The sequence below is a fragment of the Nocardiopsis sp. iso_25 genome (assembly GCF_056173305.1).
Genome location: NZ_CM149667.1, coordinates 2,449,397 through 2,473,090, shown reverse-complemented (window position 1 = coordinate 2,473,090; position 23,694 = coordinate 2,449,397). Strand labels below are relative to the sequence as shown.

At 74.7% G+C, this 23,694-nt stretch carries 22 protein-coding genes; 11 read left to right on the top strand and 11 right to left on the bottom strand.

Going from position 1 to position 23,694, the window contains the following annotated elements:
- Positions 1 to 178: 178 nt before the first annotated feature.
- A complete protein-coding gene (locus AC0VX6_RS10670; RefSeq protein ID WP_274977380.1) occupies positions 179 to 1,063 on the top strand; it encodes a sulfotransferase family protein in 885 nt (294 codons plus the stop codon).
- Between the two features lie 138 nt (positions 1,064 to 1,201).
- On the opposite strand, the gene AC0VX6_RS10665 is transcribed toward AC0VX6_RS10670, so the two are convergent.
- Positions 1,202 to 1,795, bottom strand: coding sequence for a TetR/AcrR family transcriptional regulator (locus tag AC0VX6_RS10665; protein WP_274977379.1), 594 nt, complete (start codon positions 1,793 to 1,795; stop codon positions 1,202 to 1,204).
- Positions 1,796 to 1,877: 82 nt separating this feature from the next.
- Between AC0VX6_RS10665 and AC0VX6_RS10660 the strand changes: the two genes are divergently transcribed.
- Positions 1,878 to 3,029 (top strand): DMT family transporter, encoded by a 1,152-nt coding sequence (locus AC0VX6_RS10660; RefSeq protein WP_475468404.1) that lies wholly within the window; start codon positions 1,878 to 1,880, stop codon positions 3,027 to 3,029.
- On the opposite strand, the gene AC0VX6_RS10655 is transcribed toward AC0VX6_RS10660, so the two are convergent.
- The gene (locus AC0VX6_RS10655; RefSeq protein ID WP_475468402.1) at positions 2,977 to 3,507 is read right to left on the bottom strand and encodes a RidA family protein; all 531 of its coding nucleotides are present in this window, start codon (positions 3,505 to 3,507) and stop codon (positions 2,977 to 2,979) included. The genes AC0VX6_RS10660 and AC0VX6_RS10655 overlap by 53 nt on opposite strands.
- Positions 3,508 to 3,595: 88 nt before the next feature.
- On the opposite strand from AC0VX6_RS10655, the gene AC0VX6_RS10650 reads away from it, so the two are divergent.
- Complete coding sequence (locus AC0VX6_RS10650) at positions 3,596 to 3,757, top strand: hypothetical protein (RefSeq protein WP_475468401.1); 162 nt, start codon at positions 3,596 to 3,598, stop codon at positions 3,755 to 3,757.
- 39 nt (positions 3,758 to 3,796) lie between these two features.
- Here AC0VX6_RS10650 and AC0VX6_RS10645 read toward each other — a convergent pair whose 3' ends face one another.
- Positions 3,797 to 4,624 (bottom strand): aldo/keto reductase, encoded by an 828-nt coding sequence (locus AC0VX6_RS10645; RefSeq protein WP_274978112.1) that lies wholly within the window; start codon positions 4,622 to 4,624, stop codon positions 3,797 to 3,799.
- A gap of 408 nt (positions 4,625 to 5,032) precedes the next feature.
- Between AC0VX6_RS10645 and AC0VX6_RS10640 the strand changes: the two genes are divergently transcribed.
- Positions 5,033 to 6,214 carry a PucR family transcriptional regulator gene (locus AC0VX6_RS10640; protein WP_475468400.1) on the top strand — a complete coding sequence of 394 codons (1,182 nt, stop codon included), beginning with the start codon at positions 5,033 to 5,035 and terminating at the stop codon, positions 6,212 to 6,214.
- 232 nt (positions 6,215 to 6,446) lie between these two features.
- Here AC0VX6_RS10640 and AC0VX6_RS10635 read toward each other — a convergent pair whose 3' ends face one another.
- A complete protein-coding gene (locus tag AC0VX6_RS10635; RefSeq protein WP_475468398.1) occupies positions 6,447 to 6,881 on the bottom strand; it encodes a hypothetical protein in 435 nt (144 codons plus the stop codon).
- Positions 6,882 to 7,134: 253 nt separating this feature from the next.
- Here AC0VX6_RS10635 and AC0VX6_RS10630 point away from each other — a divergent pair, with 253 nt between their 5' ends.
- The 3 genes from AC0VX6_RS10630 (at position 7,135) to AC0VX6_RS10620 (ending at position 11,015) form a co-directional block, all read left to right on the top strand.
- A complete protein-coding gene (locus AC0VX6_RS10630) occupies positions 7,135 to 7,728 on the top strand; it encodes a Dps family protein (RefSeq protein ID WP_274977373.1) in 594 nt (197 codons plus the stop codon).
- A 566-nt stretch (positions 7,729 to 8,294) separates the two neighbouring features.
- Positions 8,295 to 9,656, top strand: a complete 1,362-nt coding sequence (locus AC0VX6_RS10625; protein WP_475468396.1) for a hypothetical protein — start codon at positions 8,295 to 8,297, stop codon at positions 9,654 to 9,656.
- Between the two features lie 300 nt (positions 9,657 to 9,956).
- The gene (locus tag AC0VX6_RS10620) at positions 9,957 to 11,015 is read left to right on the top strand and encodes a pectinesterase family protein (RefSeq protein WP_475468395.1); all 1,059 of its coding nucleotides are present in this window, start codon (positions 9,957 to 9,959) and stop codon (positions 11,013 to 11,015) included.
- Between the two features lie 125 nt (positions 11,016 to 11,140).
- Here AC0VX6_RS10620 and AC0VX6_RS10615 read toward each other — a convergent pair whose 3' ends face one another.
- A complete protein-coding gene (locus AC0VX6_RS10615; protein WP_475468393.1) occupies positions 11,141 to 12,091 on the bottom strand; it encodes a MetQ/NlpA family ABC transporter substrate-binding protein in 951 nt (316 codons plus the stop codon).
- A 245-nt stretch (positions 12,092 to 12,336) separates the two neighbouring features.
- Between AC0VX6_RS10615 and AC0VX6_RS10610 the strand changes: the two genes are divergently transcribed.
- Complete coding sequence (locus AC0VX6_RS10610) at positions 12,337 to 12,843, top strand: winged helix-turn-helix domain-containing protein (RefSeq protein WP_475468392.1); 507 nt, start codon at positions 12,337 to 12,339, stop codon at positions 12,841 to 12,843.
- Between the two features lie 60 nt (positions 12,844 to 12,903).
- Here AC0VX6_RS10610 and AC0VX6_RS10605 read toward each other — a convergent pair whose 3' ends face one another.
- Both AC0VX6_RS10605 and AC0VX6_RS10600 read right to left on the bottom strand, forming a co-directional pair.
- The gene (locus tag AC0VX6_RS10605) at positions 12,904 to 13,296 is read right to left on the bottom strand and encodes a rhodanese-like domain-containing protein (protein ID WP_274977368.1); all 393 of its coding nucleotides are present in this window, start codon (positions 13,294 to 13,296) and stop codon (positions 12,904 to 12,906) included.
- Entirely contained in the window at positions 13,293 to 13,829 is a 537-nt protein-coding gene (locus AC0VX6_RS10600; protein ID WP_274977367.1) for a cysteine dioxygenase, read from the bottom strand. The genes AC0VX6_RS10605 and AC0VX6_RS10600 overlap by 4 nt, the downstream gene beginning before the upstream one ends.
- Positions 13,830 to 14,121: 292 nt before the next feature.
- Between AC0VX6_RS10600 and xylB the strand changes: the two genes are divergently transcribed.
- Together xylB and AC0VX6_RS10590 are read left to right on the top strand one after the other, a co-directional pair.
- Entirely contained in the window at positions 14,122 to 15,507 is a 1,386-nt protein-coding gene (gene xylB / locus AC0VX6_RS10595; protein WP_475468391.1) for a xylulokinase, read from the top strand.
- A gap of 229 nt (positions 15,508 to 15,736) precedes the next feature.
- Complete coding sequence (locus AC0VX6_RS10590; protein WP_475468390.1) at positions 15,737 to 17,467, top strand: hypothetical protein; 1,731 nt, start codon at positions 15,737 to 15,739, stop codon at positions 17,465 to 17,467.
- A 39-nt stretch (positions 17,468 to 17,506) separates the two neighbouring features.
- Here AC0VX6_RS10590 and AC0VX6_RS10585 read toward each other — a convergent pair whose 3' ends face one another.
- Positions 17,507 to 19,975 carry a hypothetical protein gene (locus AC0VX6_RS10585; protein WP_475468388.1) on the bottom strand — a complete coding sequence of 823 codons (2,469 nt, stop codon included), beginning with the start codon at positions 19,973 to 19,975 and terminating at the stop codon, positions 17,507 to 17,509.
- A 205-nt stretch (positions 19,976 to 20,180) separates the two neighbouring features.
- Here AC0VX6_RS10585 and AC0VX6_RS10580 point away from each other — a divergent pair, with 205 nt between their 5' ends.
- On the top strand, positions 20,181 to 21,152 hold the full coding sequence (locus AC0VX6_RS10580) for an aldo/keto reductase (protein WP_475468386.1): 972 nt from the start codon (positions 20,181 to 20,183) through the stop codon (positions 21,150 to 21,152).
- A gap of 100 nt (positions 21,153 to 21,252) precedes the next feature.
- Here AC0VX6_RS10580 and AC0VX6_RS10575 read toward each other — a convergent pair whose 3' ends face one another.
- The 3 genes from AC0VX6_RS10575 to AC0VX6_RS10565 are packed head-to-tail and all read right to left on the bottom strand — an operon-like array spanning position 21,253 to position 23,679.
- Entirely contained in the window at positions 21,253 to 21,849 is a 597-nt protein-coding gene (locus tag AC0VX6_RS10575) for a bifunctional 4-hydroxy-2-oxoglutarate aldolase/2-dehydro-3-deoxy-phosphogluconate aldolase (RefSeq protein WP_274977362.1), read from the bottom strand.
- Positions 21,842 to 22,822 (bottom strand): sugar kinase, encoded by a 981-nt coding sequence (locus AC0VX6_RS10570; RefSeq protein ID WP_475468385.1) that lies wholly within the window; start codon positions 22,820 to 22,822, stop codon positions 21,842 to 21,844. Before AC0VX6_RS10570 ends, AC0VX6_RS10575 begins: the two co-directional genes overlap by 8 nt.
- Positions 22,819 to 23,679 carry an SMP-30/gluconolactonase/LRE family protein gene (locus AC0VX6_RS10565; protein ID WP_475468384.1) on the bottom strand — a complete coding sequence of 287 codons (861 nt, stop codon included), beginning with the start codon at positions 23,677 to 23,679 and terminating at the stop codon, positions 22,819 to 22,821. Before AC0VX6_RS10565 ends, AC0VX6_RS10570 begins: the two co-directional genes overlap by 4 nt.
- Positions 23,680 to 23,694 lie beyond the last annotated feature (15 nt).

Sequence of the window (23,694 nt, the reverse complement as noted above, 5' to 3'; positions counted from 1 at the left end):
CGTTCGCCCCACCGCGCCCGCCGCTCCGTGCGGCGCGCCCCAGTCCCGCCCCGGGCCGGAACGGCGCGCGGCGCCGGTCCGGCCCGGGGCGTAACCTCGGGGGTACAGGAAGGGCACGGAGGCCACATCCCTGCCGATGCACACGAGGTGGGCAAAGGGTGCGAAAATCGACACCGTCATGAAGCAGCCGTCCTACATCCTCGTGGTCAACGGGACCAAGGTCGAGCGCCCCGTGTTCGTCCTGGGCGCTCCCCACTCGGGAGTCGCCGAGGTCGCCCGTGCCCTGTCGCGCGTGCCCGGCCTGCACCTGGGCGCGGGCTCGTCGGGCGTGCTCAACGCCGTCTACGCCGTGGCCAGACGCCCCTCCCTCGCGCTGGAGAAGGTCGCCGGGACGGCGAGCCTGCTGCGCGAGGCCTACGCCGAGGCCTGGCAGCTCACGCCGCTGACCTGTCCGCGCTGTCCGGGGCCGTGGGCGCGCGTGCCCGCCAACGCCTCCGCCGAGCCGTGCGAGCACAGCGCGGAGGTGCGCCGCTACGGCGACGCCAGCCCCGACCTGCTGTTCTGCGCCACAGCCCTGCACGCGGCCTTCCCCGACGCCCTGTTCGTGCAGGTCATCCGGGACGGCCGCGACGTCATCGCGGACATGATGGAGGACGAGCGCTCGCTGGCCTGGCTCAAACCGAGCTTCATGAAGCTCGACCACGAGTTCCCCAACCACTTCTTCGGCTTGGAGGAGGAGTCGGACCTGTCCTCGTTCAGGGAGGGCTCCACCGCCGCCAAGTGCGCGATGCGCTGGCGCGGGGCGATCCGCATGTCGGCGCTGCTGCGCCGCTCCATCGGCGCCGAACAGCTGCTGACCCTGCGCTACGAGGACGTGCACGGCGGCGAGGTGGAGGCGGCCGAGCGGCTGCGGGAGTTCACCGGGGCGCGGGTGTCGGCCTCGGAGCTGCTGACCTCGGAGTCCTGGGGCGTGGGGTCGTGGCGCGAGCGCCTGACCCGCGACCAGTACGGCGACGTGCGCGAGGTGGCGGGCACGGAGCTGTCCCGGCTCGGTTACACCTGAGCCCCGGCGGGACCGGTGCGCGCCCATGGCGGCCCCGGTCCCCTGTTCGCGGGCCCGGACGGGCTCCGGCACCACCCCCTCGGCCCCGGCCCCCGGTCCCCGTACGAAGCGGCCGGACACGTCCCGGCCCCGGCGCCCTCAGTCCGCGCCGTGCACGCTCATCAGGGCGTCCGCGGCGGCGCGGGCGGTGCGCGCGGCGTCGGCGACCCCGGTGACGTTGCGGGCCACCACGGCGCCCTCGTGGAGCATGGCCAGCGCGTCGCCGAGCGCCACCGCGTCCCGTGCACCCGACCGCTCGGCGAGGTCGGCGTAGAGGCCGCGCAACCACCGCTTCTGCTCCTCGGCGACGGCGCGACCGGGGTGCTCGGGGTCGGAGAGCTCGGCGTAGGCGTTGACCATCGCGCAGCCGCGCGGGTTCTCCTCGCCCATCCACGCGTCCAGGGCGTCGAACGTGGCGGCCACCAGCTCCCTCGGGGTCCGGGCCCGCTCCAGGTAACCGTCCAGGTAGGCGCGCCAGCGGGCGTCGCGGGCGCGCAGGTAGTGGACGACGAGCTGCTGCTTGGAGCCGAAGCGGTCGTAGATGGTCTTCTTGGTCACCCCCGCCCGCTCGGCGACCAGCTCCATACCCACGGTGTTGATCCCGCGGGTGTAGAACAGCTCGGTCGCCACGTCCAGGACGCGGCGCGCGGCCGGGGTCAGCGGTGTCGTCGCGGTACCGGGCACGGTGCCCACTCCCTCCGTCGCGCCCCGCCGTAGGGGGCGCCTCGTTCGGACTACATTGTGAGTATACCGACCGGTGTGTTTACCTGCCCGCATGGAACACGCAGAGACACGCACCTCCCGTTCCGTACCCTTCCCCCTGCTCGCCGCCGGACTGGTGGTGATGTGGAGCTCCGGCTTCGTCGGCGCGGAGCTGGGCACCCGGCACGCGCCCGCGACCACGCTGCTGGCCTGGCGCTTCCTGGTCGTGGCCGCCCTGCTGGCGGGGTGGTGGCTGTGGCGCGGCCCGCGGATGCCGCGGCGGGACTTGGCCGCGCACGCCGTGCTGGGCCTGCTGGCCCAGTCCGGGTACCTGTACGGGGTATTCGCCGCCGCGCAGGCGGGTGTGGCCGCCGGGACGAGCGCGCTGGTGGCCGCCCTCCAGCCCCTGGTGGCGACCGCCCTGGCCGTCCCGCTGCTGGGCGAGCGGGTGCGGCCGCGCCAGCTGGCGGGCCTCGCGCTGGGGCTGGCCGGGGTCGGCCTGGTGGTGGGCGCGGACCTGTTCCGGTCGGGCGCGGCGCCGTGGTGGGGGTACCTGCTGCCGTTCGGGGCGATGCTGTCCCTGGTGGCCGCGACCCTGCTGGAGCGCCGCGCGCGGCCCGGGGGTTCGGTGGTCCAGGCCCTGGCGGTGCAGTGCGCGGTGAGCGCGGTGCTGTTCACGGGGCTGGCCGCGGCCACCGGAACGCTGGCCCCGCCCGCCGACCCCGGCTTCTGGGCGGCGGTGGCGTGGGTGGTGGTGCTGTCCACCCTGGGCGGTTACGGCCTGTACTGGGCCGTCCTGGCCCGCTCGGGTGTGGCCCGGGTGTCGGCCCTGCTGTACCTGACGCCGCCCACCACGCTGGTGTGGTCGTGGCTGATGTTCGGCGACCCGGTGGGCCCGGTCGCCCTGGCGGGGATGGCGGTGTGCGCGGTGGCCGTGGTGCTGGTGAGCGCCGGGGGAACCGGAAGCCGCGCCGCCCGGACGGACGCGAAGACCACCGGCGTTCCCGGCCGGGAACCGAAACACACGGCCGGTTCCACCACGAGCACCCCCGACCGGGAACCGGAGCACGCGACCGCAACCACCACGGACATCCCCGACCGGCTACCGGCGCGGCGGGCCGAGGCCGCCGCCGGTGCTCCCGCCCGAACGCCGGAACGCGCGACCGGGGGCGCTACGGGCGCTCTTGGGCCGGAAGCGGGCCGACCCCGTCCGCGGAGACGGTGACCTCGGGCCGCCCCTCCTCCTCGACCGGCTTCCACACCTGCTCCGCGAGCAGCGGCCCGCTCCCGGCCGCGTCGGGGACCACGGCGGTGCACACCACCTCCACCACGGCGTCGGGGTCCAGGAGGTCGACCACCCCCAGGACCGTCATCGGCGGGTGGAAGCGGCCCATGTGGCGCCGGTAGACCGCGCCGACGCTCTGGCTCTGGGCCCGGTAGGCCGCCATGGACGTGGTGAAGACGCGCATATCCACCACGTGGGCGGGTTCGGCGCCCGCCGCGCGCAGCGCCTCCACCGCGTTGGCGAGCGCGCGGTCGAACTGCTCCGCCAGGCCGGTTCCGACGATCCTGCCGTCGGGGCGGTACGCGCGCTGCCCGCCGACGTGGACCACCCGCCCGGGGCTGACCACGAGCGCGTGGGAGGAGCCCGACGGCTCGGCGAGGGTGAGCGGGTTGACGATCTCGTGCGGTGTGCGGCCCATCGGCGGCCCCTCCTGCCCGTGTCGCGCCCGCCGCCCGTCCCGGACGGCCCCTTTGGGAACCCGCCGCGCGTGCGGCTACGATGAGCGCATGTCGATCACTGTGCTGCTGTCCGCCCTCGCCCTCGTCGTCGCGCTGGGCGTCTTCGCCGCCATCTTCGTCGGCGGCGCCGTCTACGTCGGCCGCGTGCGCCGCAACGGCACCGAGGCCGTCCTGGCCGGGGCCCGCAGGCACCGGGAGCTGCGCGGCTAGGAGGGCCCGTCCGAGCGCCCCGTCGGGCGGCGGGGAGGTTCAGGCGCCGTCGAAGTCGTCGGGGTCGGGGCCGAACCTGCTGTCGGTGTTGAGCCCGCTGATCCGGTCCATCTCCGCGCGGGAGAGCTCGAAGTCGAAGACCTGGAAATTGGAGCGGATGCGCTCGGGGGTCACCGACTTGGGGATCACCACGTTGCCGAGCTGGATGTGCCAGCGCAGCAGCACCTGGGCGGGCGTGCGCCCGTGCTCCTCGGCGACCGCGACGACGGTCGGGTGACCGAGCAGCTTGCCCTGACCCAGGGGGCTCCACGCCTCGGTGACGATGCCGTGCTTGGCGTCGAAGGAGCGCATGTCCGCCTGTGTGAGCAGCGGGTGCAGCTCGATCTGGTTGACCATGGGCGTGATGCCGCCCTCCTCCATGACCCGCTCCAGGTGCGGGCGCTGGAAGTTGGACACGCCGATGGCGCGGACGCGGCCCTCGGCGTAGAGGCGCTCCAGCGCCTTCCAGGTCGGCACGTACAGGTTCCGGCGGGGCATGGGCCAGTGCACGAGGTACAGGTCCACGGTGTCCAGGTTCAGGCGGCCCAGGCTGGCCTCGAAGGCGCGCAGGGTGGCGTCGTAGCCCTGGTCGGGGTTGGCCAGCTTGGTCGTCACGAACAGCTCGCCGCGCTCCAGGCCGGAGCGGCGCAGCGCCTCGCCCACCCCCTCCTCGTTGCCGTAGGCGGCCGCGGTGTCGATGCTGCGGTAGCCCGTCTCCAGCGCGGTGGAGACGGCCGCCACGACCTCCTCCTGCGGCACCTGCCACACGCCGAAGCCCAGCTGCGGAATGCGCAGGCCATTACCCAGAGTGAGTTCTGGAACGGTCATCTGCTGCATCTGTCTCATCCCCCGTCAGCGCCGAACGGTCTGCCTTGCTCTTCCAGCCTGCGGTCTTCCCCCTACCGCAGTCGCATACTGCCACGTCCGCGCGGGTCGCGGTCCCAGATGCGCCGTGACTGTGCGGGCTTTTTACCGTTCACGCCCGGTGACAGCCGACGTGTGTGGACATCCCGGACACCGAGGTCGCCGCGCGGACGGAGGGAGCCCCGGCGGGAGCGGCGCGAGGTTCCCTCCGGTTGCGTCCTCCCCACCCTTGCGGCACCTCCCACGCGTCACTGTGCTCTCTCTTCTCTCACCCCTACCCGGTGGGACCGGTCATGCCCACACGCCCTTCGCTCCCCTGTGCCCGAGGGGCCGCCGCCGATAGGCTGCCCTGGCCGTTCTGGAGGTGGGGCGATGGGACACGAACAGCGTGCCCGGGTCGGCGCCGAGCTGGCGCGGGAGCGGGCCGGGCTGGTCGAGCGCATCGTCGCCGAGGTGCACGCCGAGGTCCCGGCCTACCGCGCGCTGCACGGGTCCCAGCTCACCGAGGTGCGGGCGATCACCGGGTGGCTGATGGGCCGCTCGTTGGAGCTGTGGGCGGCCGGGGCGACGCGGCTGCCGCCGGAGGACGTGGAGCGGCTGCGCGGGATCGGCCGGTCGCGGGCGGCCGACGGGCGTTCGATCGGCGCTGTGGTGCGCGCGCACCGGGTGGGCTCGGCGGCGGCGGTGCGCCTGGTCGCCGAACTGGCCTCCGACCGGCTCGACGCCGCCGACGTGTTCGCTCTGGGCGAACTGTGGCTGACCTCGATCGACCAGATCTCCGAGAGCCTGTCCGCGGGCCACGCAGAGGCCGCGCGCCGCCTGGACGCGGACCTGGAGCGGGCACGCAGGGCCTTCCTGGACGACCTGCTGATCGGTCGGCAGGCCTCGCGCGGGGCCATCCGAGACCGGGCGCGGACCCTGGGCATCGCCCCTCCCGACCCGGCCGTGCTGGTGGTGGCCGAGGCCGACGGCGGGCCCTCCGAAGGGGCGCCGCGGGCGGCCGCGCTCGCCGCCGGGATGGAGCTTCTGGGCCTGGTGGAACCGGCGGGCGGCGACCCGCTGGTCACCACGCGTTCGGGACGGGTGGTGCTGCTGGTCCGCCCCGACGACGCCGACCGGGCGGCCGCCGTGCTCGGCGCGCGCCCCTGGCGCGGGTGCGTGCTGGAGCCGCGGGCGCTGACCGACATGTCGGCCGCCTACCGGCTGGCCGACGACGCCCTGGAAACCGCGCCCCCGCACGCCTTCGACTCCCGGGGGCTGCTCGGGACCGCCGACGCGTGCGTGCTGGCGCTGCTCAACGGAGGTCCGGTCACCCCGGCCGCGGTCCGCAGCACCGTGCTGGGGCCGCTGCTGGCCGAGGGCAACGCCCACCTGCTGGAGACGCTGCGGGCCTACCTGCGCGAGGGCGCGGCGACCACGGCGGCGCAGGCGCTGCACGTGCACGCCCAGACGCTGCGCTACCGGCTGCGCCGGGTACGGGAGCTGACCGGGCACGACCCGCACCGGCCCTGGCAGCGGTTCGTGCTGGAGACCGCCTGCGCGATCGCGCCCTGACCCGTTCCCGCGCGGACGGGTGCCCGGGCCTCCCGGTCCCGTGGCGCGGGCAGGCCCCGACCCGCTCGTGCCCCGACGGGCCGGGTCGTGGTGCTCGTCGGGAGGGTGGTGGCCCGCTCGCGCGTACGGGCCCCACACGGCGGGGCCGCGCCATGACGTGCCCTGGCGGTCCGCTCGCGCACGTAGGGGCCGGGGACGGGCCTCGGACAGGTCCGGGGACGCCGGGGACGGATCAGGGCGCCGCGGAGGACCCGAACCCCTCCGGTGCCGCCCGGTGCAGGACCTGGTCGCGGTACTCCTGGAAGGACTCCCATCCGTCGCCGCCGTCCTCGCGCAGGAAGTCGCCCGTCGAGCAGTCGAGGGCACGGCAGCCGAGCACCTCGGCCATCCGGAGGATGGCGGGCACGGGGTCGCCGCCGCGGACGTGGAGCATCACGCCCGTGACCGGGTCCCCGGTGCCGATGTTGAGCTCTATGTCCCAGCCCTGTTCCTCGCCCCGGAGGTGGCCCCAGGCCGGATCGGACAGGTCCGCCTCGGGGAAGGCCTCGCGCAGCGTCGCCAGGAGCCGGGCCAGCGGCGCGATGGACCCGGTCCCGTAGCCCTCGGGGATGTCGTCGACGGACTCCGCGTCCGCGGGCGCCGGTGTCAGCAGCACGTCCCAGCTCATGGGACTCCTCTCTCACGGGGGTGCTCGGGCCGGAACACTAGCGGGCGCCTGCGACGGTCCCGGTGCGCCGGGGCCCGGCGCGCGCCGCCCCGGGTCCGTCGGAGTGCTCCGACCGGTGAAAGCACACGAAACTTACCCTCGGTTGGCGCGGGGTTAGGCCCCCGGGAGCGGTGGGTAGCCGAGACTGGCAGGCGGAGCGCGACCACCGCGCGCTCCCCGCGACACGGGTCACACCGACTGGAGGGGGACCAGAGTGACGACCGCAGAGCGCAAGACCGGAGCGCCCAAGCCCAGGAGCAGCCAGCCGTGGCTGCACCAGAGCGGCGAGGAGATCCAGGAGTTCGGGACGGTCCGCCAGTTCCCGGTCGGGCTGTCCTACGACACCCGGATGTACTCGTGCCAGCGGCTGAACCAGGTGCTGTGCGACACGCGCATCCTGCACGACCTGTACAAGAAGCACCACTGGCTCATGCGCGGGCACACCTTCTACCAGCTGCACCTGCTGATGGACAAGCACGCCGGTGAGCAGACCGCGCTGATCGACGACCTGGCCGAGCGCGTGCAGACCCTGGGCGGTGTGGCGGTCGGCGACCCCAGGCACGTCGCGGAGATCACCAACATCCCGCGCCCGCCCAACGGCGCCGAGGAGGTGCCCGCGATGCTCTCCCGCCTGCTGGAGGCGCACGAGACGATCCTGGAGGACTGCCACGACGCCGCCGCGCGCACGCAGGAGCTGGGGGACGACGGCACGAACGACCTGCTGGTGTCGGACGTGATCCGCACCAACGAGCTCCAGGCCTGGTTCGTGGCCGAGCACCTGGTGGACACCCCGCTGGTGCGCAGCTAGGGCGGAACACACGCGTCGAGGGGTCCGGAGCGACCGAACCGCTCCCCGGAAGGTGGGCTGGCGGATCCAGTGCCCTCCACCGGGGAGCGGTTCCGTGTGCCCCGCGCGTGCGCTGTCCGAGCAGCGGCGCGGGGCTTGCCCGGCCGTGTTCGGGGCGGGACACCGCGAGAGCGCCGCCGCCCATTCGGGCGTCTGCCCCGCACCCCCGGCCGCCGCGGCATGCTGCCCTCCCGGCTCGGGCCGGTCGGTCCCAGGACCCGCCCACACCCCGCTCGTACGAGTTCCGGACATCCCCAACCCGGCATAACCGCCTCATCGATTCGGTGACCTCTCATCCTCTTTCCTCCGGGTGTGGGCGTGCGGCACGCGGCGGTCCGCGGACACGACCGCGCGGCACGGTCCCCGCGCCACCGCTTGCGGAGATCATGGCGGTGTCGGCGCCGCTCACCCGGTCCTGCCCCCTGTCGGCACACCACGCCCTGACAGAACGGGCGCACCCGGCCCGGCGTCCGGGCGGGCGCCCACGGCACCAAGGGAAGAGGCCCACGCCCTACTCCAAGGAATGCGTGTTCGGCGAGATCACCGCGGTCTTCTCCACCGGGGAGACCTCCCGGCCCGGCGCGGACTACTACTGCCTGACCGGCAGCATCGACCCCGAGGCCACCACCACGTGGATCAGGTCCACCGACGCCTCCAGCGGAGCGGTCCGGCCCGCCGAGGAATGGCGCAAGGTCGACTACTGCCACCGGGCGGTTCCTCCCCCCGGCTACCGCACCTTCGCCGACGCCCCCGGCCACGAGTGGTACTGGCCCCATCCCGTGCACAAGGAGCAGATCGCCTGCGTCAGGGAGAACATCGACGGGGTCGCGTACGCGGTGCCCGGCGACAAGTACTTCACCAAGGCGGACGGCGGGGCGTACGAGATGCTGCGCACCAAGCGGCCCCGGCAGACGCTGGAGCAGGACAGCGTCCAGATCGCCCCCGACCCCGGTTTCTGGGCTTACGGCAAGTTCACCGGGATGGGCGGCGTGGCGGACGCCGAGATGTTCGGGGAGGACCCGGGCGTGGTCTACGTGCTCAACCTGCCCCTTCCCGTCACCAGGGGCGGGGACCTGGTCCGCCCCAGGATCACCGATCCCGACAACATTCCCGATGAGCAGAACGCGGTCATCGACCGCGAGGTCGTCGTGCCGTGCCTGGCGGTCGACGACCGCACCAGGTCCCGGTCGTGGGTCATTGAGAACTCGCCCACCTACACCCTGCGCCGCCGCCGCTCCTACACGCTGGTGGCCGCGCTGGACCTGCGCGGCAGCAGCGAGGGCGGCCAGATGAGGCAGACCGTCTCCTGGGGAGTCACCGACACCCAGACCCAGACCTACAGCAAGAGCGTCGGCGTCACGGTGGGCTTCGAGGCCGGTGTGGCGGTGGAGGGCGTCGGCGTCAAGGTCAGCGGGTCTGTGACCACGACCCTGGGCTACTCGCACTCCTTCGCCAACTCCGAGATGCACCAGCAGTCGGTGGAGTTGGACGGGAACGCCGCCGCGGGCTACGTCACCGCCATGTACGCCGAGAAGCACGTGGTCTACGTGGTGCGCAACGACCCCGAGCACACCTTCTGCTCCGACGACGAGAAGAACGTGGTGACCTTCAAGGCGGGGATGCGCTACGCCGTCGTGGACAACAGCGGCAAACTCCCCCCGTCTCCCGCGCGCACGGGCGGGTTCGACCCGTCCATGCTGTCCGCGGACGGGCACCGCGCGGGCCGGGGCACCGACGGCCGGATCCGCTCGTTCGGCCGGAGCCCGGACGCCACCGATGTGCCCGCGCCCGACCAGCTGACCGGCCCGCACGCCCCCGCGTGCGTGCCCGAGCCCCGGAGCCCGCAGCGGAGCGGGCGGGAAGCGACGGCGGACACGTCCGCCTCCTAGGAGCCGCGTGGAAGGGCCGGGGCCGCAAACGCCTGCTGTCGCCGGAGGCTCCGGGAGACCGCGGCCTCGGCGGTCGGCTCCGGCCCGGCCGCCGCGTTCGGGGAGTGGGCCAAGGGGTCCTGTCCGCGGAGACGAGGGCGCATGTGGCCGAGGCGGCACGCGGACAGGCGTTCAGGGGCGGGGAGCATCCCGCGCACGGGGGTTGACGGGGCGCGGCCGGTTCGGGGACAGTTCTGCAATCGGTTGCAGTACCGGTCATGCCCTTGAAGCAATCGCTTACCACAGGAGAGGGGCCTCCCCATGGTCCGCCGCAGCTCCCCCGCCGACTCCGGGTCGGGCGTTCGGCCGTCCTCCGGAGCGGAGGGCAGGGTGATCACCGTGGCCGCCGACGGGTCCGGCGACCACACCGGGGTCCAGGCCGCGGTCGATTCCGTTCCCCGGGGCGGCGCCGAACGCGTCACCATCCGCGTCGGGGCGGGCGTCTACCGCGGGCCGGTGGTGCTTCCCGCGGACAGGCCCGGGATCACCCTGCTCGGCGCGACCGGCGACCCCCGCGACGTGGTCATCACCCACGACCGCGCGGCGGGCACCCCGAGGCCGGGCGGAGGGACCCACGGCACGTCCGGCAGCGCCAGCGCCCTCATCGGCGGGGACGACACGCACGTCCGCGACCTGACCTTCGAGAACTCCTGGCTGCGCGAGGAGCACCCCGGCGTCACCGGAACCCAGGCGGTCGCGGTGCGCGCCACCGGGGACCGGCTGGTCTTCGACAACGTGCGCTTCCTGGGCCACCAGGACACGCTGTACGCGGACTCGCCGGACGCGGACACCCCCGCGCGGCAGTACTACCGCGGCTGCCACGCCGAGGGCGACGTGGACTTCGTCTTCGGCCGGGCCACGGCCGTGTTCGACGGGTGCGTGTTCCACTCCCTGGACCGGGGCAGCGGCACCGACAACGGCTACGTGACCGCGCCGAGCACCCGGCCCGGGCGGGAGTTCGGCTTCCTGGTCACCCGCGGCCGCTTCACCGGTGACGCCCCCGCCGGGACCGTCTACCTGGGCCGCCCGTGGGTGCCCAGCTCGCATCCGGACGCAGAGCCGCGGGTGCTGGTGCGCGACTCCTGGATGGACCGCCACTTCCGCGGGCAGGGCTGGACCGCGATGGCCTCCGGCCACGACTGGCGGCGGTTCCGGATGCTGGAGTACCGCAACTCCGGCCCCGGCGCGCTGGTCACCGCTGACCGGCCGCAGATGGACCCGGCCGAGGCGGCCCGGCACACCGCCGAGGCCTACCTGGCCGGGGACGACGGGTGGAACCCGGTGCGGGAGCGCCCGGAGGGCACCGCGCGGGGACACTGACCCCGGCCCCGGCGGCCGGACACGGCGAAGGGCGGCGGAGCCAGTCGGCTCCGCCGCCCTCGCGAACGGACGGGGTGTGCGGGCGGCGGTCCCCGTCGGGGGGCCGCCGGCACCCGCGGACCCGGTTACTCCTGGTCGGCCTCGGGGCTCTCCTCGGCGGCGTCGTCGGCGCTGTCGTCAGCGCTGGCCTCGGGGCTCTCGGCCGCGTCGTCGGCGGCGGTCTCGACGATGTTGCCCTCGGCGTCCACGGCCAGGACCACGCCCTGCCAGGACTCCTGGATGAACTCCAGGACCCGCTCGTCGTGCAGCAGCTCGGCGAGCAGCTGGACGCGCTCGTCCTCGGCGTTCTCGGCCAGGGTCACCAGGCCGTTGGCGTAGGACTCGACGTAGTCGTCGCCCTCGGGCTCCCAGGCCAGGACGTTGGACTGCTCGGGCAGGTCGACCTCGATGGCGTAGTTGCCGTTGACCACCGCGGCGTCCACGTCGGTGATCGAGCGGGGCAGCTGCGCGGCCTCCAGCGGGGTCACCGTGATGTCGCGCGGGTTGTCGACGATGTCGTTCTCGGTGGCGGACTCCCCGGCCTCGGGGTCGACGGTCACCAGGCCCTCGGCCTCCAGGATGCCCAGGGCGCGGGCGAGGTTGGCCGGGTCGTTGGGGACCGCGATCTCGGCGCCGTCGGGCAGGTCGTCGATGCTCTCGACGCTCTCGGAGTACAGGCCGAGCCGCTCGATGTGGACGTCGGTCAGGTAGGTCAGCTCGGCGTCGGGGCCGTTGGCCGTCCACTCGTTGAGGAAGGCGCGGTGCTGGAAGTAGTTGGCGTCCAGCTCGCCCTCGACCAGAGCGGTGTTGGGGATGTTGTAGTCGGAGATCTCCTCGATCTCCAGGTTCAGCCCGGCCTCCTCGGCGAGGTTCTCCTCGATGAAGGCGAGGATGTCGCCGTGCGGCACCGGGCTGACGCCCACCCGCAGCACGTCCCCCTCGCCGCCGGACTCGGCGGCCTGCTCGCTGGGCGCGCCGCAGGCGGCGAGCGCCAGGGTGAGGGCGGCTGCTCCGAGTGCGGCTGGAGTCGTGCGCATGGTGCGCTCCTTCGTGATCGTGGATGGAGGATCGCGGGGACGGGCCCCGCGGCGGCCGGTACGGGTGCCGGCGAGGGTGCGGCTCCGCGGAACCTGTGGGGTACCGCGGGGCTGATCAGAGCCTAATCCACCGAATTGGTAGGAATTATCACTTCTCGGGCCCCGAGTACGTGGCATCGGCCACACGCGCCATATTACCTACCTAACAGGTAGAAATTATAGGATTATGCGCGCATCATGGTGACATGCCCAGCGCACACAGCCCTCTCGGCGCACCACCCGCCCCCGCACCGCCCTGGAACCCGCCGCCCCCGGCCGGTGAACCCGGCTCCGAGCACTCGCTCCTCGGCGTGCTGCCGCTGCCCGACGGCGACAGGTACATGCTGGTCTACGGCGTCGTCGTGGACGAGCCGCGCACACCCGACCGGCCGCTGCCCCGCGTGCGCGCCGGGCTGCTCGTGGACCGCGGCGCCCGCCGGGTCTGGTCCGGCGGCCGGGAGGTCGAGCTGACCTACCAGGAGTACGAGCTGCTGGACTGCCTGACCGCCTCGCCCGGACGCGCCATCCCCCGCGAGGAGCTGTTGGAGCGGGTGTGGAGCGCGCGCAAGGGGCAGAGCACGCGCACGATCGACGTGCACGTCCACCGGCTGCGCCGCAAGCTCGGCCCCGCCGGGGGTCTCATCACCACCGTGCGCAGGGTCGGCTACGTCTACGAGGGGCCTCCGGCGTCGGTGTCCGCCCCCGGAGGCTGAGACGCCCGCGCGGCCCCGGGAGCGGCGCCGCGCGGCGGGTTCCGGGTCGGGGCCGGGGCCTCAGCCGCCGAGCGCGGGCTCGGTGACGGGCAGCCCCCGGGCCCGCCAGGCGCGGTAGCCGCCGACCATGTCGGTGGCCCGGGACAGGCCCAGCTCCTGGAGCTGGACGGCCGCCAGACTGGAGGCGTAGCCCTCGTTGCAGAACAGCACGACGAGCCGGTCGGCGGAGTCGGCCTCGGGGACCCGGTCCGGGCTGGTGGGGTCCAGCCGCCACTCCAGTACGTTGCGGTCGATCACCAGCGCGCCGGGGATCTCCCCCTCGGCCTCGCGGTTGACGGCGGGGCGGGTGTCGACCAGCAGGGCGCCCGCGCCTTGGGCCGTCAGCGCCTCGGCGGGCGAGAGCCGGTCCAGGCGGGCGCGCCCGTTCTCCAGGAGCCGTTCGACGGCGCTCACCGGCGGCCTCCCCTGGCGGGCACGTCCTCCAGGACGGGAACGTCCGGCTCGGGGTCGGTGGTCAGGACGCTCCGGGTCCGGCGCAGCGCCCCGTCGCCGCCGACCTCGTAGTAGTGCATGGCGGTCAGCGGCGGCGAGTAGGCGTGCACGCTCACGGCGGGCGATTCGGAGGCGTTGACGACATCGTGCACGTGGCCGAGCGGGAAGCGGCCTCCCCCGCCGTCGGGCAGGTCGCGCTCGCGCAGCCCGGCGTCCCAGTACCGCTCGACCAGGTCCCCGGCGACGACCGTGAGCGCGCCGAGCGACCCGGCGTGGTCGTGCAGGCGCGTGGACTGGTCGGGGGTCCAGGAGATCAGCCAGACGTCGGTGTGGTCGTCGGCGCGCAGCCGGACCGACCAGCGGTTCTCGGCGTCGAAGCGGACCTCGTGGAGCCCCTCGCGGACCTCCCGGGCGACCTCGGCGGTCAGCTCGGACAGGCGGTCCAGGGTGAGCGGGGTGGGCGCCGCGGCGGGCGCTGCTGCGGTGTCGGTCATGGCGTGGTCCTTCGGAAGGTCGGTCGTGAGCGGTCCCTGGTCGGTCACACGGGCCGCTGACACCGCTCGTCGAAGACGGTCGCCCGCGGGTGCGGTGGTGGTGCGCTGACTGCCATGAACGCAGTTAACCACATTCCCTACTGGTTTAGTTGCCTTAAGGGGTGGTGCGCCCCGGGCGCCACCCTGGGAAAACGGTCATCACGGGACAACGGATAGGGGCAGCGCTTTCCAGTACCCGCTCCGATCCTCTAGGTTGTCAGGGTTGCCACCCCACCCTCACGGAGCGAGAACCATGCCCCTGGTCGCCGGAATCGACAGCTCGACCCAGTCCTGCAAGGTCGTGGTCTGCGACGCCGACAGCGGCGCGGTGGTGCGCGAGGCCCGCGCCCCGCATCCCGACGGAACCGAGGTCCACCCCGACTCCTGGTGGTCGGCCCTGGAACAGGCCTCCTCCGGCCTGCTCGACGACGTGGCCGCCGTCTCCGTCGCCGGACAGCAGCACGGCATGGTCGCCGTGGACGAGGTCGGCGCGGTGGTCCGCCCGGCGCTGCTGTGGAACGACACCCGTTCGGCCGGAACGGCCCTGGACCTGATCGAGGAGCTGGGCGGCCCCGCCGAGTGGGCCAAGGCCGTGGACAACGTGCCCAACGCCAGCCTGACCGTGAGCAAGCTGCGCTGGCTGGCCCGGCACGAGCCGGAGCACGCCGACCGCACGACCGCGGTGATGCTCCCACACGACTGGCTCACCTGGCGGCTGACCGGAGCAGGGTCCGAGCCCACCACCGACCGCGGCGACGCCTCGGGCACCGGTTACTGGTCGGCGACCGACAACGCCTACCGCCCCGACCTGCTGGCGCGGGCGTTCGGACGCGAGATCCGGGTGCCGCGCGTGGCCGAACCGGCCGAGGCCGTGGGACGCACGCCCTCGGGCGCGCTGGTGGCCCCGGGTACCGGGGACAACATGGGCAGCGCCCTGGGCCTGGGGCTGCGCCCGGGGGACGCGGTGGTCTCACTGGGCACCAGCGGCACCGTGTTCGCCGTGAGCGAGGGCCCCACGCAGGACCCCAGCGGCATCATCTGCGGGTACGCCGACGCGACCGGTCGGTACCTGCCGCTGGTGTGCACCCTCAACGCGGCGCGGGTGCTCGGCGCCACCGCCTCGATGCTGGGCGTGGACCTGGCGGGGCTGGACGAACTGGCGCTGGCGGCCGAGCCGGGCGCCGAGGGCGTCGTGCTGCTGCCCTACCTGGACGGCGAGCGCACGCCGGTGCTGCCCGACGCCGCGGGGTCGCTGCACGGGCTGCGCCGATCCAACATGCGCCCGGAGAACATCGCCCGCGCGGCGGTGGAGGGCATGCTGTGCGGGCTGGCCGACGGACTGTCCGCGATGACCGACACCGGCATCCCGGTCAACCGGGTGCTGCTCGTGGGCGGGGCGGCGCAGTCGGCCGCCGTGCGCGCGGTGGCGCCGACCGTCCTGGGCGCGCGGGTGGTCGTGCCCCGGCCCGCCGAGTACGTGGCCGTGGGCGCGGCCCGGCAGGCGGCGTGGACGCTGGCGGGGAGCGCCGAGGCGCCGACCTGGGACCTGGGCGAGCCGGAGGCCTCCGCCGAGCCCGTGGACGCACCGCACGTGCGCGAGCGCTACGCCGAGGCGCGCCGCTCCGCCCACGGCCTCTAGGAATCCGGCACACCCCCGTCCGGGCGCCCGGGCGGGGGGGCGGAGCCGCATGCGGCGCAGGGGCCTTCCTTCACACGCGGTCCCGCTACCGGCGCCGCTGCCACGGCCCACAGTGGCGCCGGTAGCGGAACCACCCGGTGAGGGGAGAGCGCTGGGGCGGAGGGCGGGGCTGTTCGGTACGCTGTTCCGTCGCAGGGCGGAACGGACGCGAGCGGTGGCGGGAGGGCGCATGTCGGTCGAGGAGCGACTGCGGGTGCCCATCGGGTCGGCACCGGCCTGGTCCACCGCTCCCGACAGCCGCCGGGTCCTCGTGGTGGTCCACACCGTGACCGCGCTGACCCGGCTGCTCGACATCCTCCCCCTGCTGGAGTCCGACCCCCGCGTGCAGGTCGTCTTCACCCGGGCCCGGACCTCCAACTTCCGTGAGGGCGTCACCGAGTTCCTCAGTGACATCGGCGCCGTCGTCGCACCGTGGGAACAGGCCGTGGAGGAGGAATTCGACCTCGCCCTCTCCGCGAGTTACGGCGACGATCTGCACCGGATCAAAGCACCCATGGTGGTGTTCTCCCACGGCGCCGGATACAACAAGTTGGCGAAACCGGAAACCGCGGGCGCACCCACCGGCGAATTCCCACCGGAGGACGAGGCGGTCTTCGGCCTCTCCCCCCAGACCCTGCTCCGCGACGGCGCGCTCGTCCCGCAGACCCTGGTGCTCTCCCACACCGAGCAGCTCGACCGGCTGAACGCCGCCTGCCCCGAGGCCGTGGGCGCGGCCCTCGTCGCCGGGGACCCCACCTACGACCGCGTCCTGGCCGGGCTCCCCTGGCGTGAGCGCTACCGCGACCACCTGGAGACCGGACGGCGCAGACTCGTCCTGATCAGCTCCACCTGGGGCCCGACCTCCCTGCTCGGCCGCTGGCCCGACCTGCCCCTCCGCCTGTTGGAGGAACTCCCGGTGGACGAGTACCGGGTGGCGCTGGCCCTGCACCCCAACGTCTGGCACGGCCACGGCCCCTGGCAGGTGCGCGCCTGGCTCGCCGACGCCGAACGCGCCGGGTTGCGCGTCCTGCCGCCCCGGCAGGGCTGGCAGGCGGCCCTCGTCGCGGCCGACCACGTCGTCGGCGACCACGGCTCGGTCACCTTCTACGGCGCCGCCCTGGGCACCCACACGGTTCTCGGCGCGTTCCCCCACCACGAATTGGCCAGCGACTCCCCCATCGCCGCCTTCGGAAGGAACGCGGCTCTCCTGCGCCCGGACGAACCGCTCCTTTCCCAGATCGCGGCGGACGCGGAGAAACACACCGCGGAAAGGTTCGCGCACACCACGCGAATGCTCACCTCCGTTCCCGGGAAATCCGGCGCCGTTCTTCGGACCGCGTTCTATCGCGTTCTCAATCTGCCCGAACCCGTCCACGGGGTGCGGGTGGCCCCGCCCGACCCGCCGGTCCCCCACCGGCGCGGATGGCCGGACACGGCCGACTGCGCCCCGCTCCTGGCCACCGCCGAGGAGGAGGACGGCGGCATCCGGGTGGCCCGCCACCCGGCCGAACCGGCGGTCACGGGCCGGCTGTCCCTGCGCCGACCGCACACGGTCACGCACACCGACGAACCCCAGACCCGCTGGCGCGACGCCGCGGACGTCGTGGTGTGCGGGCCGGACCGCGGCGATCCGTGGCGGCGGATCGGCGAGGCGCTGGAGGCCCACCCCGGCGCCCGCATGGCCGCCGCCGTGGACGGTGCCGACTGCCTGGTGGGTGACCGCGCGGTCCTGCGCCGCCGGCTCTCCCCCGAGGATGACGCGCGGGACGTAGACCCGGCGGTGTTCGCCTCGGCGTTCTGGCGGCTGCGGCGCGATCCCCGTGTCCGGGCCGCCGGAACCGGTCCCGCCGAAGGGTTCGTGTTCACCGTGCTGCTGGGCGACCGCGCCGTCCGGGTCCGGGCAGTATGGGAGCTTCCCTGAGGCACGGCGTTCCCGTTCCGCCGCGGGGACCGGCGGCCCTCAGCGCCCCGGCCCCGCCTCCAGGCGGGCGCGCACCCGCTCGGCCTGCCGCCGGTCCTCGGTCGCCTCGTACCCGGCCAGTGCCTCCTCCAGCGCGGCGCGCGCCGCCGCGGCGTCCACCGCTTCCAGGGCGTCGGCCCGCCTGAGGTGCATGTCGCCGACCCTGCGGTGGTCACCGAGGCGCCCGTGCAGTTCGGCGGCCCGCGCCCACCGGTCGAGGGCCTCGTCCCGGCGGCCGCGCCGCAGCAGCAGGTCGCCCAGGGCCGCGCCGAGCCGCGCCCGGTTCTGGAGGTCGTCCACCGGGTCCCCGGCGGCCAGCTCCAGCGCCCGGAGCAGCAGCTCCTCGGCCTCCGCGTCCCTGCCCTGTTCCAGCCGCACCCCGCCGAGCTTGCGCAGCGCGTTGCGGACCGCGCGCGGGTCGCCGGCGGTCCCGGCGACCTCCAGCGCCTCCGCGAAGCGGTCGGCCGCCTCCCCGGTCCCGCCGCCGCGCAGCGCCGCGTCGCCGACCGCCTCCAGCGCGGTGAGCAGCACCAGCGGCTGCGGCGGCGCGACGGCGCGGGCCAGCTCCAGGGCCCGTTCGGCGTCCTCGCGGGCCCGTGCGAGGCTGTCGTCGCGACGGTAGGCGATGGAGCGCTGCACGCACAGCCGCGAGAGCCGGGCCGGGGACAGGCGGTGGGTGCCCAGGGTCTGGTCGAGGAGTTCGGTGTGGGTGTCGACCACGTCGGCGAAGCCGCCGGAGGTGAACCACAGGGCCCAAAGGTGCTCGCACAGTTCGGCGGCGCGCTCGTACTCGCCGCGCACGGCCGCCTCGATGACGGTGGCGCGCAGGGCCGCGCGGTCGGCGTCCAGGAAGGCGCGGGCGGCCTCCCTGTCCGCGAAGGCGTGCGCGGTGGCGGCACCCGCCGGGAAGGCCGACCGCCCGTCGAGGTCGGCCTGGAGCCAGCGGCCGGGCAGCAGCAGCCGGTGCGCCGCCGCGGCCCGCTCGAAGTAGTGGGTGAGCACCTCCCGGAGGAACCGGTCCCGGTCGAGCGCCCGCGCGGCGCAGGCCCGCCGCACGCGCGCGGACAGGAACCGGTGGCGGCGCCCGGAACCCTCCCCGGACACGGTCAGGACCTCCTCCTCGACCAGCGCGGCCAGCGCCCCGCGCACCGCGTCGGCGTCGGTGCCGCTCCCGCCCGCCGTCGCGGGCTCCCGGCCCCACTCGGCCGGAGGGCCGAGGCGGGCAAGCCGCAGGGCGAGCGCCTCCCCGAAGTCGGTGTCGGGGTGGCAGGCCAGCGCGACGGCCAGAGCCCCGGGGGCCACCTCGGCCACGAACTCCTCACAGCCCTCGGGCTCCTCGGCGTCCCCGTGCACGGTTCGCGGTCCCCCTTCGAAGATTCCGCCACCGGAGGACCCCGGGTCGGCGCTCCCCCAGTCGGTCAGCGGTCCCGGGGCGAACGCGTGCTGCTGGCCGACCGGCCGGGGCCGGTCCCGCTCCTGCCCTGGGTCGCGCGTCCTCCGGCCGGGGACGGTTCCCGGTCCCCCGTCGGAGATCGCGCCACCGGAGGTCCGCCGGTCCGCGATCCCCTCACCGGGCCGCGGACCGGGTGAGGCCCCGGAAGGCCCTCCCTCCCGGTACACGGCCTCCAGCGCCTCCGGTACGCCCATCCGTCGGCGGGCCCGGAAGAGCCTGCGCCCGTAGCGCAGCAGCAGTTCGGGCCTTCCTCCGGCGAGCCGGACCAGCGCGGCCACCGCCGCCCGCTCGTCGTCGCGGCCGAGGGTCAGGCGCGCCTTCGCGCACAGCAGTTCGGCGGAGTGCTCCTCGTCCAGCGCGTCGAGTTCGACCAGCTCGTCGTGGACGTGGGGCAGGGCTTCGCCCAGGTCGAGGTCGTGCGCGGTGGCGACCAGGGTCAGGCTCCCCGGGCTGGTGGCGGCGAAGGGCAGGACGTCGTTCACCGAACCGGGGCCGTCGACCATGACGGCGACGGCGCCGCGCCGGTCGAACTCTCCGCGCAGCCGCTGGCGCCGCCGGTCCTGGGCGGCCGGGATCTCCTCCTCGGGGACCTCGGCCCGGCGCAGGATCCCGCTGACGGACTCCATGACCCCGTCGCGCTCGACGTCGGCGAAGAAGTAGCCGCCGGGAAACCGGTGCGGGTCCTCGGAGTAGGAGTCGTGCAGGGCCTTGAGCCCGAACGCGCTGGCCCCGCCGCCCCGGTGCGAGGCCTGGACGACCAGGACCCGGGCGTGGGCGCCGCCGTCGGCGATGAAGGCGCGGGCCCGGGCAAGCTGGCGGACGCGGTTGACGAACAGCGGCGGGGCGGGGACCGCGTAGCGCGGAGGGGCCGCGGCCGCGGCCCCTCCCCCGTCCCCGCCCTGGAGGACGGTGAACGAGAAGTCCCTGCCCTGGAGCAGCGCCCCGTGGCCGGAGACGCCCCCCGCGGTGCTGCGGGTGCCCTCGGACCACTCGTCGTCACGCCTGTCGTCGCTCAAGGGTCACCTCACGGCCGCATCGCTGCTGGGGCACGGGAAGCCTACCCAGCGGTCCCCGGACGACCCGGCCGCGCGGCCCGAAGGTGGCCGGTTCCGGCCACGACCGCCCGGCGTGACACCCCGAGGAGGGAGGAAACACCGGTTCTCCGGCACCCCCGGGTCTAGCCTGTCGGCGCATCCACCACTCGACGAAAGCGGGGCGAACATGGACCACGTACGGTTTCGCCAACTGGGGGAGTCATCCCTGCGCGTGTCCCCCCTGTGCCTGGGCGGGAACGTCTTCGGCTGGACCGCGGACGAGCACGCCTCCTTCCAGATCCTGGACGCCTACACCGCGGCGGGCGGGAACTTCCTCGACACCGCCGACTCCTACTCCGCGTGGGTCGAGGGGCACCGGGGCGGCGAGTCCGAGACGGTCATCGGACGCTGGCTCGCCTCGCGCGGACGCCCCGCCGACATGGTGATCGCCACGAAGGTCAGCGAGCACCCGGACTTTCGCGGCCTGTCCGCGTCCAACGTCAAGGCCGCCGCGAAGGCCTCGCTCGAACGGCTGGGCGTGGAGACCATCGACCTGTACTACGCGCACTTCGACGACGCCGAGACACCGCTGGCCGAGAGCGCCGAGGCCTTCTCCGAGCTGGTGGACGAGGGCGTGGTCCGCCACGTGGGGCTGTCCAACCACAAGCCCGGCCGCATCCGGGCGTGGCTGGAGGTGTGCGAGGAGCGGGGGCTGCACGCCCCGGTGTGCGTCCAGCCCCTGTACAACCTGGTGGAACGCGGGATCGAGGCCGACCTGGTGCCGCTGGCGCGCGAGCGCGGTCTGGCGCTGCTGCCCTACTTCGGCCTGGCCCGGGGCTTCCTCACCGGCAAGTACCGGCCGGGATCGACCGACGTGGACAGCCCGCGCGCCGGGAAGGCCCGCGCCTACCTGGACGAACCGCGCGGCCGGCGGGTGCTGGAGGCACTGGACACGGTCGCCGAGCGGTGCGGGGCCTCCCCGGCGGCCGTGGCCCTGGCCTGGCTGGCGGACCGGCCGTCCGTGGCGTCGGTGCTGGCCAGCGCCCGCGACACCCGCCAGTTGGCCGACCTCCTGCCCGCCAACCACCTGCGGTTGGACGAGGAGTCCGCGGCCCTGCTGACCGGGGCCACCGACCCGGAGCCGCCCGGGGACGCCTGAGACCCGGGACTCCACAGGCCCCGGCCCGCTGGTCAGCGGGCCGGGGCTTCGGGTTCCCCGGGCCCCGGAAGGCACCCCGCTCCCGGGGCTCCGGACGCGGTCAGACGAGTTCGGCCAGCAGGGGGATCTGCTCGGGGTCGGCCAGCGCCGAGCCGACCGCCACCATCCGCGCCCCCGCGTCGAGGTACTCGCGCGCGTTGCGGGCGTCCATGCCGCCGGTGGCCACGATCCGCACGTCGGGGAAGGGCCCGTGCATGGCGCGGAACCAGGCCGAGCCGAGCGACGTCGCGGGGAAGGCCTTCACCCAGCGGCCGCCCGCCCTGAGCACGCCCTGGATGTCGCTGGGGGTGGCCACGCCGGGCAGGTGGGGCATCCCCGCCGCCTCCGAGGCGGCCATGACCTCGGCGTCGAAGCCCGGCGCGACGGTGAAGGCGGCACCGGCCCCGGCCACGTCGCGCACCTGCTCAGGGGTGATCACCGTGCCCGCGCCCACGGGGTGGCCGCGCTCGGCCCCGGCCCTGACGGTCGCGCGCAGCGCCTCCAGGCCCGGGGCGTCGCGGGCGGGCACCTCGACCGCGGTGACGCCCAGGTCCCACGCGCGCTCGGCCAGCGCGACCGTGGTGTCCACGGGCATGCCCCGCAGGATCGCCAGTACGCGGTGCCCCCCGAACAGTCCGTCCAGTCCCTGGTCACTCATGTCCGTCTCCTCTCACAGCGGCCACGGCCGCCGAAGCCTGGTCGGTCCACCGGTCGTCGGGGACCGCGAGCAGTTCGTCCACCGATTCCGCCGGGGGCGGGTCGGCCAAATCGCCCACCACGCGCAGGACGCGCCCGGCGCACAGGTGCCCCAGCCGCAGGCGGCCCCGCGTGTCGAGGCCGCGCAGCCCTCCCGCCAGGTACCCGGCGGCGAAGGCGTCCCCGGCTCCCACCGGATCGACCACCTCCACCACCGGAGCGGGCACGTACGCCTCGTCGTCGCCGCGGAACTCGGTGGCGCCGTGCTCGGCGTCCTTGACCACCAGGCGGTCCACGTCGGGCAGGAGCGCGCGCACGTCGCGGGCGGTGGGGGTGCCCCACAGCTCCTCGGCCTCGTCCCTGCCGACGAGGACGACGTCGGCGAGCCGGGCCAGCTCCAGCAGGCGGGGGGCCGCCTGCCCCTCCTTCCACAGGCGGGGCCGGTGGTTGACGTCGAAGCTCACCGTCAGGCCGGGGTCGGACAGCAGGCGCTCGGCGAGGGCGTCGCAGCCGGGCGAGAGCGCCGGGGTGACCCCCGACAGGTGCACCGCCCGCGCCGTCCGGACGAGGGGGTGCGCGGCCAGTTCGGGACCCAGGGCCGAGGCGGCCGACCCCGCGCGGTAGTAGTGGACCGCGCTGCCCGAGGGCGAGGGGTCCTTGAACAGCAGGCCGGTGGGCCGGTCGGGGTCGGTCCGCACGCCGGACACGTCCACGCCGCGTTCGCGCAGGCTGCGGGTGACCACCCGCCCGAAGGGGTCGTCGCCCACGCCGCTGAGCCAGGCGGCCCGGTGCCCGAGGGCGGCCAGGGCGCACGCGACGTTGGACTCCGCGCCGGCGGTTCCCATGGACAGGAGCGGGGCGCCGTCCAGGGGTGCCGGGTCGGCCGCGGTGAGCAGCAGCATGGTCTCGCCGACACAGGTGACCTGGGGCGTCACGGGTTTCCTCCGAAGGGCTGGGCCGCCGGGGCGGACACGTCCACGGGAACCGAGAAGAGGGCGCCGTCACCGGGCCCGGGGCGGTCGAGGCCGATCCCGGCGGAGGTGACGAACAGCCGCGGGTCGGGGGCGTCGACGACGCACACGCTGGTGGGCTGGGCGGCGGGCAGGTCCACCACCCGCTCCAGTGTTCCGTCGGGGTCGTAGCGGTGCACCCTGCCCGCACCCCAGACCGCGACCCACAGGTGCCCCTCGGCGTCGACCTGCATCCCGTCGGGGCTGCCGTCCCCGACCCGGGCGAAGACGGTCCGCGCACCGGGGGTGCCGTCCGGGGAGATCTCGTAGGCGTCGATGCGGCCCTGGGCGCTGTCGGCGAGGTACATGCGGGCGCCGTCGGCGGTGAAGGCGGGGCCGTTGGGGACGGTGTAGCCCTCCAGGACCCGGGTGACCCGGCCGTCGGGGTCGGCGCGGTAGAGCGAACCGGCCCCGGGGGTGCCGTCGTAGGCCATCGACCCGGCCCAGAACCTCCCGTCGGGGTCGCAGCAGCCGTCGTTCATCCGCATCGGCGTGGCCGCGCCGTCCTCGGGCCTGGCCAGCCACTCCGGTGCGCCGCCCTCGGACAGCAGCGCCACGCCCGTGCCCGCGGCCGCGACGAACCTCCCCGGTTCGTCCCGGACGGGGGCGACCGCGCCCAGGGGGACGTCGAGGGCGGCGACCACCTCGGCCGGGCCCGGCGTGCGGGGGTCGAGCCGCAGGAGGCGGCCGGTGAGGATGTCCACCATGAGCAGGTCGCGGCCCCGCAGGCGCAGCCCCTCACCCAGTTCGAAGCGGTCGGTGCTCCACGGTTCGCACAGCATGCGCGTCACTCCCTT